At 60.3% G+C, this 11,614-nt stretch carries 14 protein-coding genes; 9 read left to right on the plus strand and 5 right to left on the minus strand.

Annotation, left to right across the window (positions count from 1 at the left end; genetic code table 11):
* Positions 1-5: 5 nt before the first annotated feature.
* The 5 genes from AC07O4_RS03560 to AC07O4_RS03580 all read left to right on the plus strand — a co-directional run bounded on the left by AC07O4_RS03560 (position 6) and on the right by AC07O4_RS03580 (position 3,793).
* Positions 6-1,961, plus strand: coding sequence for a hypothetical protein (locus AC07O4_RS03560; RefSeq protein WP_495303776.1), 1,956 nt, complete (start codon positions 6-8; stop codon positions 1,959-1,961).
* Positions 1,962-1,963: 2 nt separating this feature from the next.
* A complete protein-coding gene (locus AC07O4_RS03565; RefSeq protein WP_495303777.1) occupies positions 1,964-2,305 on the plus strand; it encodes a hypothetical protein in 342 nt (113 codons plus the stop codon).
* 99 nt (positions 2,306-2,404) lie between these two features.
* On the plus strand, positions 2,405-2,758 hold the full coding sequence (locus AC07O4_RS03570; RefSeq protein WP_492734780.1) for a hypothetical protein: 354 nt from the start codon (positions 2,405-2,407) through the stop codon (positions 2,756-2,758).
* Between the two features lie 322 nt (positions 2,759-3,080).
* Positions 3,081-3,533: a hypothetical protein gene (locus tag AC07O4_RS03575; protein ID WP_492734779.1), complete on the plus strand. Its 453-nt coding sequence runs from the start codon at positions 3,081-3,083 to the stop codon at positions 3,531-3,533.
* A 62-nt stretch (positions 3,534-3,595) separates the two neighbouring features.
* Positions 3,596-3,793 carry a helix-turn-helix domain-containing protein gene (locus AC07O4_RS03580; RefSeq protein WP_495303778.1) on the plus strand — a complete coding sequence of 66 codons (198 nt, stop codon included), beginning with the start codon at positions 3,596-3,598 and terminating at the stop codon, positions 3,791-3,793.
* A 321-nt stretch (positions 3,794-4,114) separates the two neighbouring features.
* Here the strand turns inward: AC07O4_RS03580 and AC07O4_RS03585 are convergent, their stop codons facing one another.
* The 4 genes from AC07O4_RS03585 to AC07O4_RS03600 all read right to left on the minus strand — a co-directional run bounded on the left by AC07O4_RS03585 (position 4,115) and on the right by AC07O4_RS03600 (position 6,236).
* Positions 4,115-4,396, minus strand: coding sequence for a DUF1367 family protein (locus AC07O4_RS03585; RefSeq protein ID WP_492734778.1), 282 nt, complete (start codon positions 4,394-4,396; stop codon positions 4,115-4,117).
* Complete coding sequence (locus AC07O4_RS03590) at positions 4,365-5,318, minus strand: hypothetical protein (protein WP_492734777.1); 954 nt, start codon at positions 5,316-5,318, stop codon at positions 4,365-4,367. The genes AC07O4_RS03585 and AC07O4_RS03590 overlap by 32 nt, the downstream gene beginning before the upstream one ends.
* Positions 5,319-5,583: 265 nt before the next feature.
* The gene (locus AC07O4_RS03595; RefSeq protein ID WP_492734776.1) at positions 5,584-5,934 is read right to left on the minus strand and encodes a YdcA family protein; all 351 of its coding nucleotides are present in this window, start codon (positions 5,932-5,934) and stop codon (positions 5,584-5,586) included.
* On the minus strand, positions 5,934-6,236 hold the full coding sequence (locus tag AC07O4_RS03600) for a hypothetical protein (RefSeq protein WP_492734775.1): 303 nt from the start codon (positions 6,234-6,236) through the stop codon (positions 5,934-5,936). The genes AC07O4_RS03595 and AC07O4_RS03600 overlap by 1 nt, the downstream gene beginning before the upstream one ends.
* A 314-nt stretch (positions 6,237-6,550) precedes the next feature.
* On the opposite strand from AC07O4_RS03600, the gene AC07O4_RS03605 reads away from it, so the two are divergent.
* The 4 genes from AC07O4_RS03605 (at position 6,551) to AC07O4_RS03620 (ending at position 10,285) form a co-directional block, all read left to right on the plus strand.
* Complete coding sequence (locus AC07O4_RS03605) at positions 6,551-7,420, plus strand: hypothetical protein (protein WP_492734774.1); 870 nt, start codon at positions 6,551-6,553, stop codon at positions 7,418-7,420.
* Between the two features lie 358 nt (positions 7,421-7,778).
* A complete protein-coding gene (locus AC07O4_RS03610; protein WP_492734773.1) occupies positions 7,779-8,204 on the plus strand; it encodes a hypothetical protein in 426 nt (141 codons plus the stop codon).
* 211 nt (positions 8,205-8,415) lie between these two features.
* Entirely contained in the window at positions 8,416-9,036 is a 621-nt protein-coding gene (locus tag AC07O4_RS03615; protein ID WP_495303779.1) for a hypothetical protein, read from the plus strand.
* Positions 9,037-9,916: 880 nt separating this feature from the next.
* Positions 9,917-10,285: a hypothetical protein gene (locus tag AC07O4_RS03620; RefSeq protein ID WP_492734771.1), complete on the plus strand. Its 369-nt coding sequence runs from the start codon at positions 9,917-9,919 to the stop codon at positions 10,283-10,285.
* Between the two features lie 96 nt (positions 10,286-10,381).
* On the opposite strand, the gene AC07O4_RS03625 is transcribed toward AC07O4_RS03620, so the two are convergent.
* A complete protein-coding gene (locus tag AC07O4_RS03625; protein WP_495303780.1) occupies positions 10,382-11,203 on the minus strand; it encodes a hypothetical protein in 822 nt (273 codons plus the stop codon).
* Positions 11,204-11,614: the final 411 nt, after the last annotated feature.

Here is an 11,614-nt window from a genome sequence, read left to right on the forward strand (position 1 = left end):
ATTCTGTGGGCATCACGCTCCGGCTGAACAACCTTGTCTCCCCGCAGCTCGCGTTGCTGGCGCGCGACTTCGAGAAGATCGAAGCGCTGACGGTCGCCTACAAGAGCACGCTGCGCACCATCGGCGCAGAGGCGGCTGGTCTGCGCGCCATCGCGACTGCCTCGAACGCATCCGCCGTGGCCATGGACCGCGCCACGCGCAGCGCCTCGGTGCTGAATCAGCACATGGCGGCCCTGCGCGCCAACGCGGCGACCATGCCCCACTTGGCGGGCGCGGCTGCAGTTGGGGCCTCTGGAGGCGGCGGTGGGGCTGCTACGGCGGCTGCAGGCGCTGCAGCCGGTGGAGGCCGGCGCGATGGCCGCGGTGGTGGTGCTGGCGGCAACTGGAACAACACCGGGCTGCACGGCGGCAACATCCGCATGGGCCCCGGAGGCATCGGTGTTGGCTCCATGGGCTTCGGGGTGGGCGGTGCGATCGTGCCGCTGGCGACTACCGCAGCCACGGTGTACGTGGCGAATTCGATGTACCAGGCCGCAAAGGACTACGAAACCGCCTTCGTCCGCTTCAAGACCCTGAATCTTGGTGACGAGGTCAACAAGCAGGCCAGCGCCTTCGCGCGGGGCTCGCGCATTTTTGGTGTCTCCAGCAAGGACACCCTCGATACCGTGCGCGAGTCGGTCGGGATGCTGGGTTCTCTAGATTCAGCTAGGCAGGTCGCGCCGCTTATCGCTCAGCTCAACGCCGCGAACTCTGGGCTGTTCGCCGGAAAAATCGGAGTGATCGACAAGGGCGCTTCTCAAGCTATTTCACGTGTCAACGACATGCGCGGGCTGACCGATAGCCCGGCGGATTTCGCCAAGGGCTTGAACTTCGTGCAGCAACTCATCACCGGCTCTGGTGGTGCACTTGACTTTGCAGGGATTGAACAGTTCTATAAGAAGGGCGGAGCGGCTGCGAAGGGCCTCAGTGCTGAGGGCGTCATGCGCCTGATGACTGTGGCTCAAGAGCAGGGCGGTGCGACGACTGGTACTGCGATCATGTCCCTCTATCAGAACTTGGTAGCAGGTCGGACCACAAAGAAGACAATGGCGGCGCTGCAAGAGGCAGGGCTTGTGACTCTCGGAACGGTAGTCAGCGGTGCGGTCGGCTCGAAGCAAACTCGCTCGACACAGATCACCTCAATCAAAGATGAAAAGATGGCCCGGGAAGACCCTGGACTGTGGCTGATGACCTACGGCACCGCGGCAGCGAAGGCCGCGGGCGCGAAGACCGACTCTGAGGTCATCTCGTTCATGAACAGACTGTTGTCGAACCGAACCGGCAGCAACTTGGCCGCTACGTTTACGACGCAGCAAGGCCAAGTCATGCGCGATTTCAACATGGCTAACCGAGCAATGAATGGTGAGCAAACCATCGAAGCTTGGAAGAAGTCCCTCACTGGAAAAGAGTCCGAATTCATTGCTGCGTGGACAGACTTCAAGACCAATTTTGGCATCACGATGTTGCCTGCGTTCTCGAATATCTTGACGAACTCGAGCACATTCATGCGTGGCGTTTCCTCGTTCATTGCCGACAACGAGAAGGCGGTGAACACGTTGGTCTCCGGTGTTGGTTGGCTCTACAAGCACTCGCCGCTCAATCCCCTCGGAAACATGATCAGTGGCTTGATCGGAGAGAAGCCGGAGACGTGGGGTAACGAGGCCAGGCGCGGATCGAAGCCGATGAACCCCGTTGGTGAATTCGCGTCCAACGGTGGCGGCGCGGCATTCGGCAACCCGACCATCCGCGGCGCGGCCCCGCAAATGGTGCAGGTTGAAAGCACGACGGTGCTGGACGGCAAGGTGTTGGCCCGCACGGTGTCGAACTACCAGGCCAAGGAACTGAGCCGGCCGAGCACCGGGCCGCGCACCGCCGACGGCCGCATGTCTCTTCGCGCATTCGACGTGTCTACAGGAGGTTGAAGATGCAATACCGAACCGCCGTGGATCTTGTGCGGTTTCAAGCAACTGCAGCAGCCCTTCTCTGTGAGGTAGAAGATCAGAAAGGGCAGTTGGCGGACTTGGCAGCAAGTCTCGTGGTTCAGACGGCTAGGGGCGCCACAAGCGGTCTACAGGTGGGTGACGCGGCGGAGGCTTTGCGCGAGCGCATCAAGGCCCTTGTTATTCCGTACGAGGCCGCGGCCGTGCGCTTACTGGGCGAAGCGCGGTGGGTTGGAGAGTCCGACGTTGGCTACGTGCAAAGGATCGGCGGGTTGGACATCCAGTCAACCATGCGTCGCAACGGCCTTGTGCTGGTGTCATCGTAGATTTCTCACGCGCAGCGCTAGACGGTCCTCGCCGCCTTTCAGGTAGGCAACTCACGGCAGAGTCGTTCCTTCTACGAGCATTCGAGGAGGAGAAGGGCTATGAAAGTTAGACGAGTCATCGCGATCACATCGCTGATCGTAGGGAGCGCAGCCACATACGCCCAAGGGCAGATCGTCGGAGTCGGAAGTATGTCTTGTGGCCACTGGAGCGAGGCGCGCTCCAAGCAGATGCGCACGGGCGCGGATAGCTGGACTATCAACGAAACGGTTTGGATGCAGGGCTTCCTTTCTGGGATGAATGCAATGCAGCTTGCGATGCCCGGAGGCAAGACGATCAATCTTCCAGATGCCGCTGCAGTACGAACGATGGTCGACAGCGCGTGTCGTGACGACCCTGCGCAGAACCTTGCCGGCGCGGGGATAGCGGCGATGGCCAAACTGGTAAGGCGATGAGCAAGCAACGGCCGGCCCTGAAACGAAAAGGAGGAGGGTGGAGGAAGAAAGTTCTGGGCCGCTTCGGGAGCTGGCGTTGTAGATCAACTCGCGGCACCTGGTCAGGGGTCGAGGTCATCCGAGCGATCTCATAGTTTAAAAATCCTTCATAGCGTTTCTAAACTGTTCAGGTTGCGCTCGCCCCTCTGTAGAACCTCTTTGTGGGCACGTTCAAATGCCTCGTTTCGAAACGGTTTCCGGCTTGGCTTCACACCCTGCATGTCCGAGGGACGCCGGACGCGGCCCCCTCCTAGAATCTCGCGACACCAACCAAGGGGCCGCGATGTCTGCTGATCTCGAACTCGAGCTGTACCGCCACCATCGTGCTGGTCTGGAGAAGTACACATACTTCCTGCTCGCGGCCGTTGGCGCGTGCATTGGGTTCGCCGCGACGCAGACTAAAGACGCAACCCTTACGCCACTACAGGTGCCGCTGGCCTTCGCAGTGGCATGTTGGGCGGCGAGCTTTTGGTGCGGCTGCGTGCACATCAACAGGGTGGCGTCGGTTGCAAACGTCAACATGGGCCTTCTGAAGCTGCGAGATGGCCGCGACCCGCTTGTGGGGCGCCATCCGGAAGGCATCGCCATCGGCGTAGAAGCGCTTACTGACATTGCCGAGAAGCACAACCGACTAGCAGTGCAGGCCGCCTCGTGGCAGTTCAGGTTCCTCATTCTGGGCGTCACTGCGTACTTGGGTTGGCACGTTCTCGAAATGTGGGGACGGACCCCCCACTAACCTCGTTCGCACAGTCGTAGAAGCCGCCTCAGGGCGGCTTTTGCGCTTTTTGGACGATTGCCATGGGACGTCCCTCCAAGCTCAGCGACAAGCAGTGGGAGCAGATCGCGAAGCGTGTCCTCGAAGGTGAGAAGGCGCGAGCCCTCGCACGAGAGTTCGGCATCTCTGAATCTGCGCTGCGCGGAAAGCTATCCGCGCAGTTGGAATTGGTGAAAACCGTTGCGAATCAAATGGTTAGCACGCGCGAGCAACTGACCTAAATGCCTGTTTCCGCGCAGCTCGTCGTGTTTACGTTGGCCGACTACATCCTCGTTGCCAGGGCCTCCGATTTCAGCGCTCCGGGCCCGCTGAGCCCACTATGGCAACTCGCCTCCGACCAATGGCAGGAAGCGCGCCAAGCCTGGGAAGCCGATCCCACGCTGACCTTCGAAGGCCTCGCAAGAAGCTCGGCTGCTCGCGTCAGGTGGTGTTCAAGAAGGCCAACGGCGACAACTGGACGAAGGTTGATGCGCAGCGGAAAGTAGCAGAGAGAGCGCAACTGAAGGCGGACGGCAAAGTTGCGCAAGTTGCGGGCGCAACCCCTAAAAGCGCCGAAGACGCAACTTTCGAGGCGTCCAGAGGAACGCGTCGACCGCGCGGTGCAGCTCGCTGAAGTCCGCCTTTTCCATGCTGTCGAAGTCGAGCGAGCGCGGGATCGCGTTGGGCTGACCGTCGAAGCCGGGCACCAGGTCGAAGTAGCCGGCGCCCATCACCGCCCAGTAGCGCAGCTTGTCCAGGTCGGTCCATGCCTCGGCGCGGTCCAGTAGGGTACCGACTCGCTGCCCGGTGACTTTAGAACCCAGTCTCGAGTGCGATGGACACAATCTCCACGATTTTCTTTTCGTACGCGCTTGCTATCTTGTTGAAGACCTTGAATCGCACCCTGACAGTGGACAGTCGTGTATCCGCATGATTCGCATTTTCTACATGCGCCTCGTAGCGGGTATCTGCAAACACAACCTCAAGTTTTGGCGCCACCCGCATTGGAGCCGCGGCGATGCACGTCCACACGCCTTGCTGATTGGGTGGATAGACGAACGGCCCAAGTGCGATCATCGCTTCCACTGGCAATGCGTCGCTTTCTTCGGCGGACTGTGCTGAAGCAACGTTGCCGCTCAAATTGCTGGTGTACCTCGCCCGATGGAATCGGAGAAAAGCGACTTCTTCTGCAATCACTTGGGAAGGCAGCATCCCGGTTGGACGAACGGTTGTGAATCCACTTTCAGGGACTCCGCCTCCAAGCGGAACACCACCATTGCCTGAGGAGGCAATGCATGAGAGAGCGAACAGGCCTTCAACTCCGAATCGGCAAAGCTCCTGCTTTTCAGGCGGACTCACTGCCGGCAGGATATCGAAGCGGAAGCTCAATCTCCCGACTGCCTCACCGGGGATGACCTCAAGAAAATCTGCAGACTCTGGCTTTACCTGCTCGTCGAGCAGCGCGAGTGCTGGGATCGAATACATGACAACAGGCACGGGCCCTTCCAGATCCATCAAGCATGGCGCGTAGTTAGAGTGTTTGGGATGGAAGTGGTAGTTGATTCGCCCGGTGGTATGGATGGTGATCGACTTGGTCTTTCGCTCCTCGACCGCGAGGTGGTTTGTCGGGCCCGCATGCCCATTTACTCCCGTCCGAGTCCATTTCACGCTCCCTTGGCCATTGCGCACCAAGTCGAGCTTTATCGACCCGTCGTGTGTAACGTTGACCGAGGCAAGATGGCGCACAACGCCGTTCTGCTGCAACAAGATTCTGGGCACCTTGGGCCTTCCAAGCTGAAATGGTGATCACACGAATTGTGGCCGGCAACCTTGGCGCTCGAACTGCCCGGCGCGGTCGTGAACACGCTAAAGGATCTGCTGGCGGGAAAGACCAGAGACTTCGGTGCGGAAGCCCGTGGCCACGGCGTCCAGCTTCAGTCCCTCTCACGGGGAATGGTCGCTCCTGATGGTGATCGGTCAGGCGGCCAAGCACAGTGCGCGCGCGGCCTTGCGTCACGACGCAGTAGCTTCATCAGCGCCGCACATAGCTCTTCGCGCCGGTGTCGCTCAAGCAGTACTGGCCACCACGTGGGCCCGTGCAGATGTTGTTCGAGCGGCATGAGCAATCGCCCCCGGCCGCTGCACGTTGAGGGGCGATCAGGTTGAGCGCCGGCGCGCCTAGCTCGGCCGAGCAGTTCTTCTTTGAGCCGCTGATCGATCCGTCATTGCAGATAAACAGCGCACCGTTGCACCGGGCGACTCCACCTTTCCCACCGGAACATGGATAATTCGCTGAAGAGACTCCGCTGACGATCAGTGCTGCTGCGGCCAGAAGCACTTGTAGGCATCGCGTGCAGCTTCGTGCTCGGCCGCGGCGGCTCATCAACGGAAGGTGCGATTGACGTGCTTGGTGGCCATGACAAGCCACACGCCCACGGCAGCAATGCCAATGCTCAAGGCGAAGCCAGCCGCGCTTTCAGGAATCCACCAGGTGGGTAACGCGGGGTAGGCATCGGCCAGACTGCGCGTGACGGCGTTGGTGCTTCGCAGCTTGGCCGGCACCGCAATTGCCCGGAGGGCGAGCACCCCCCAGATTCCCACTATCGTGGCAAGCCCCCCAGCATTGAAGAGCGCCTTGCCCCACCCCCTGACCGCCTTGGGCTTTTCGAGCATCAGGATCGTCAACCATTCCATTCTCCTACCCCTAAATTCATGAATCTCCGATGAACCTCATTCTTTGGGATTCGCGACATGGACGCAATGAGGGTTGCCTCGCGCACCGTGATCTCTGTTCACCGTGTTGTCGTTCGAGCGGAAGCTTTTGCAGTTGCCGCTGATAAACGTGCGTCGCCGGCATCATCTGCAAGTGACACGCCGACTGGGTGACCCATGCCCTGGCGCGGCTTCAGATTTCCGTCGTTGTTGGGCGTGGGCGGCGCTAACGTGTGCTGGGTGTTGCCGCCGTTGACAAAACCCGGGCTATAGGAAGACTTACGTCTATGAGCAGAATTCGTTACCACCACGTTCAGGACGCTGATCCGCGCGAAGCACGTATTGCGCACCTCGAGGCCCAACTTTCCGAAGTGCGCCATTTGGTCTTGGACATGACAACGGATCCGTTTCCGCGACTTTTGAATGGGTTCTACCTCTGCGACAGCCGAGAAGCGGGAAGGCGGTGGGCTCACGAGTTGGTCGAAGAGATCATCGAACTCGCGAAGCCCGTCGAGGGGGCGTCGGGCGGGTTGACAAGAAGTGCCTATTGCCCTCTCTGTGGTGACGGTTCGTCGAGCCCCTATGCCAGTGGCTATACGCTGCCAGAAGGGCTTCGACGGCATCTAACGGGGTGGGGCAACACTTGGAAGTGCCGGGTAATGGAAGTCTCCGCAACCATCGCTCGAGCGCATTTCAATGGCAAATTTGCCGAGGCTGAAGCGGCTGCCGAGAAGGCGAGCCAAGACCGGCATCAAGAACGCGTTGCTGTAGAGCCCCTGTATTTGATCGACCCCAATCTTCCCGCAGTTCTTATCGATGACTCGGAGCCAAGATGGCGTCCTCATCGCAGGGCCGACGGCGAGGGGCCGCTAGGCATTGAATGGGCAGTGGAGCGTCTAGCAGGCATGGGCTTCGAGCGGATCGTCGATGGACGCGTCCACTCGTTCGTAAAGCGGCACGAGAATTCCGCGGGTGTGTTCGTGGTGTATGCGGATCCACGTACGTCTGGCGATATCTGCTTGCGTGTCTTTGGCCTTACGCCAAAAGGGAACCCATCAAAGAAGCTGCACACGACGACAGCTATTCGGGATTCGTGGAAGAACGGTCTTGCCGTCAAGCTTACCAAGCGCCTTGATGAGGGGACGGGGGCCGCTTGAAAGCCCCGGCAGTTGGTCGAAGCCTGGTCACGCGGTTGTGTCCGTCATGCCGGACTCCTCGCCCGGGCCCTTGGCAACCCAGGTGTGCAGGGCGGCTCCGGCCACGCGCTCCGGCCATAGCGATCGGTCTTCGGGCAGTCTCGAGCTCGACGTCTTTCATGTAGACCAGGTCGGAGAATGCTTTCTTGGCGCGCTGCCCGAAGAGCCGCTTCTTCTTTCTTGGTCGGCTTGCGAGTTGCCATGCTCGCGAGTGTTCCGGGCGCATGGCGAGGGGTCGAACCCTATAGGGGGTGCAGAATCCCCGTCTGGAGCGCAGGGATGTTCCTGCGCGGGAAGTTAGATCAGGAAGCCGAACACCATGACTGACGAATCGCCTGAGGACCTAGCCGCGCGTGCGGTGCACAGTTCAGCGGAAGCGGCGACAGCAATCCTCAACAAGATGGGAGACCTTCCCCCATTCGGGATCGCCTTCTTCGCGGACGGAAGGCGCCAACTCGTTGCGCCATTCGAGGCGGCGGAAACAGCTGAGCAAGCCACGCACGAGTCGCTTCGAACCCAAGTCGCCAAACAGCTCGAAGCCGTTGTTCGCCAGCGTGATGACGTTGTCGCTGTGACTACCATCCTGGCCGACGATGGCCCTGCGAAGGTCTACATCCAGTTGGAAACGCGCGCATCGTTGGCCGCACCGTTCGCCTTTCCGGTCACATTGTGCGACGGGACACGCGACCTCGAGGACCCGCATGTCTTCGAACAGCTGATCGCCGCACCGATCTTTCCTCGATAAAAAAGCCCGCTCGGGCGAACCCGGCGGGCGAATCACCCGCAAGGTAGCAGGCGAGGAGACAACGGTCCGGCAAAGGCGCCGAGGGGAATGTTCTCGCAGGTCGGCCGAGTGGCGAATCCCTACAAGGGGATGGCGGCTGGCGTTCGACGCAAAGGCTCCCGCTCCTAGGCATGTAAAGTAAGAGACTGCGACACATTCAAGAACAGCGCCCGTGACCATCCACGTTTCCCCAGGCAAGCTTCATTGGAACTACTTCCTGGCGCTTGAGCGCGACCTAGAGGTCATGACGCGCTACGTGGAATTTGACGACAGGAATCAAGACGTCTTCTTCATCGAGTTGGCACACCTACTCTTTGCAGCGGCATCTGAGGTCGATGTGGTCGCAAAGCTGCTCTGTGAGGTCGTCCACCCCGGGGCCCGACCAGGCAATATCAACGACTACCGGGATATCTTGCTTGCGGCTCTTCCCGACCTGCCCAACGACCAAATAGTCATTGCGCGCTATGGGATGCGCTTCAAGCCGTGGGACAACTGGGGCCACCCTGGCCCATCTGCGCCTGGTCAACCTGTTCCGCCACCCGCCAACCCGTTCTGGTGGCGGAGCTACAACAATGTCAAACATCAGCGCGACGCACACTTTCACGAGGCGACTCTGAAGCATGCACTGAACGCCCTTGGGGCACTGCTCATTTTGATTTATCACTTGTACGCCAGGACGATCGACCCGTCCGTCAAGGTTGCGTCTGCGAAAGTCACGACAGGCGAAATGGTGCCGAAATCGACGCTACTGAAGCTTGACGGCGACTACTACTATGCGACTCTGGTCGCTTGATCTATAGGCAGACACATGGAGTACTTGGAGGCGGCCGGAAAGATACTCGCGCTGCCGGGTGCCTTAGCGACGATTGTGGGAATCGTTTGGCAGTTCAGGCGGTGGCAGCGGCCGCTCGACGTTGAGCCGAAATTTAGTGTCCGATTTGGCGAGGATGCGCACGAGACCATCGGTACGACCATCACCAACAGGAGCAAGGTGCCCGTCTACGTCGTGGAGTGCTATGCGAAGCAAGCGTACTCACGGCCTTATGTATGGCGACGGCATCTTGAGCACCCGTTGGCGCGACCCACGTTCTATCAGGTCTTTCGCTATCGAGCCGTCGTGTTTGACCTCATGAAGGACAAGCCGCTCAAGCTCGAGGCGTACCAGCCCGTTACGTTGAGCCACCGCGTTGGGAGCAATATGCTAAGCCGTTTCGATGGCCCGCTCCTTCAAGTCGAGGTCACTCTTTCAACGGGCAAGCGAATGCTAAGCAAGAAACTCCGGATTAGAGGAGGCGATATGCCCCATCTGAGAGATCGATCCCGTTGAGATGGCGAGCAAGTCCGTCCTACAGCGGGCTCGTGGCAACGGAGCATGCTTGTCGCTCGCGATAACATCATTCAACTCGCTTGGAAGCCCGATGATCTTGACCCTCGACATCCACAAAGATGTGCCTGGCATTTACACCGCTCGGCTGCTGAACGCCGGTGCACTGGTTACTGACCCGCGCGAGCACAACTCAATCGAGGCTGCCATAGCTGGCGAGGCAAGCGATGTACCGGACGGCCAACAACGATGGAGCGCCACCGGTAGCCCTTGCTGGGCATCGAGCAGGACACCCAGCAGGTTGTAGTGCGCGGCTTTTGAAATTGGGCGCGCAGTGGACAATGGGTTCATGCAATCCACTCGATACATTCTTCTGGCCGTCATGCTGGCTGCTACGGGCTTGGCTTGGGCCGAGTCGGCTATTGGCGGTATCGGTGTCGTGAAATGCGATGTCTGGCTACAGGTCCGGAAGACACCGCAGCAGGACAACGAGGTCCTCACGGAAGCGATGGTGCAGTCCTGGGTGCAGGGCTATCTGTCGAGCAGGAACTCGGATGGCTCCGAAGACAAGATGGTTTTAGCGGTGCCCAATCACAAGTTAATCAATAGGGTCTTGGACACGGTGTGTGCAAAAAATCCAGAGGCGCCAATCCACGCCGTCGCATACGACTTTGCGAACTCTGCGATGGAGTTGTACCAAAACAAGAAGCGCAAGTAACCAGATTTCATTGCAGCGGCACCTCGGTGTCATCCGCGGCCACCATCACGCCAGGCGTGTTCTCGGCCACTTCGATAGAAGCGCCCGTGTGCCTGATCAGTTCGAGAGATCGCGCACGCAGCGAGTGGGCTTGAGGTTGCTGCGTAGCGTCACATGGTTGACCCCGGAAACACTGTACGAATTGGCGGTCGTGACCGACGGCGGATTCCCCTGGGGTTGCGGGTCCGCCAGCCAATAGAAGATCGACGGGTCGTCGCTTCCAAAATACCGCGTCAGCAGCGTGCGGCCCATTGGCTGGCTGCAGTCCAACACTTCGCACAATCCCGGCAGATACCAATCCGAATAGCCGCCAGCGGAACTGCTGGTGCAGGTCTTCGCCGCCGAGGACTGGCCCTGAAACAGGGCGACGAGGGCCTGTGTCGTCGCCCGTCCGTCGCCGTAGGGCACGCCGGTGGTCGACCCATCCGGGCCCCATATTTCTCCGTTCGAGGCGGGCGACAGGGCCAGCACCTTGCCGCCAACGCTGCCGGTTGGAGCCGTGGTGTCGTCCAGGTTGAAGACATAGCCCGCTTGGTACACGCTTCCATAGCTCAGGATGTGGATGTCGGTGATCGAGAGGTTGGTGTTGTCGCCCGCGACACGCAGCGTGGACGGCGCGGGTGCCACGACCAGCGCCGCCGCCGTGGGCGTCAGGCCGGGCGACACGGTGACCTGGCAGCTGCCGCCGGATGGCAACACGCCGCCGCAGTTCGTGGAATACGAGGCTCCGGCGGGCAACGCCGGCGAGACAGCCGCCGTGAGCCCCTTGGCATCGTGGAGCCCCGTATTCGTGATGGTGATCGTGCGCATCGCGCCTGTAAGTGCTGCATTCAGTCGCGGGTTGTTTGCTGACAGCGCGAGCCTGTCGACGCTGGGCACGAGGGTCGTTGTTTGTGCTGCTGGCGGCGGAGTAACGGCCGGTGGCGGTGCAGCCGGCGGCTCAGGAGGCGGTGGGGGCGGCGGGATGTCTGGAGTAGGCGCCACGGCGATGGGGGCAAATGGCGCGCCCCCGCCACTACCGCCTCCGCAGGCGAAAAGGATTGCGGGCAGCATTGCGCTCAGCATGAGGCGCGATATTGGGTTGAGCTTGAGCTGCACCCGAAGGCTGAGGCCCGCGGCGCGGGAAGCAGATGACATGAGAAGACCCCTCCAAGGACGCGCGATCCTAGGTGGGCGTTCCATCGAGCGCATTGGACTAAAGTCCTATGTGGCTGCCTTCAGCTACTTGAGCGGAGTCGACCCGTTGTTGAAGGGCGAGACAACGAAGTGCAGCTTCTGCTCGGCACCGTG

This window comes from Variovorax sp. GW821-FHT09D04 (assembly GCF_059416405.1).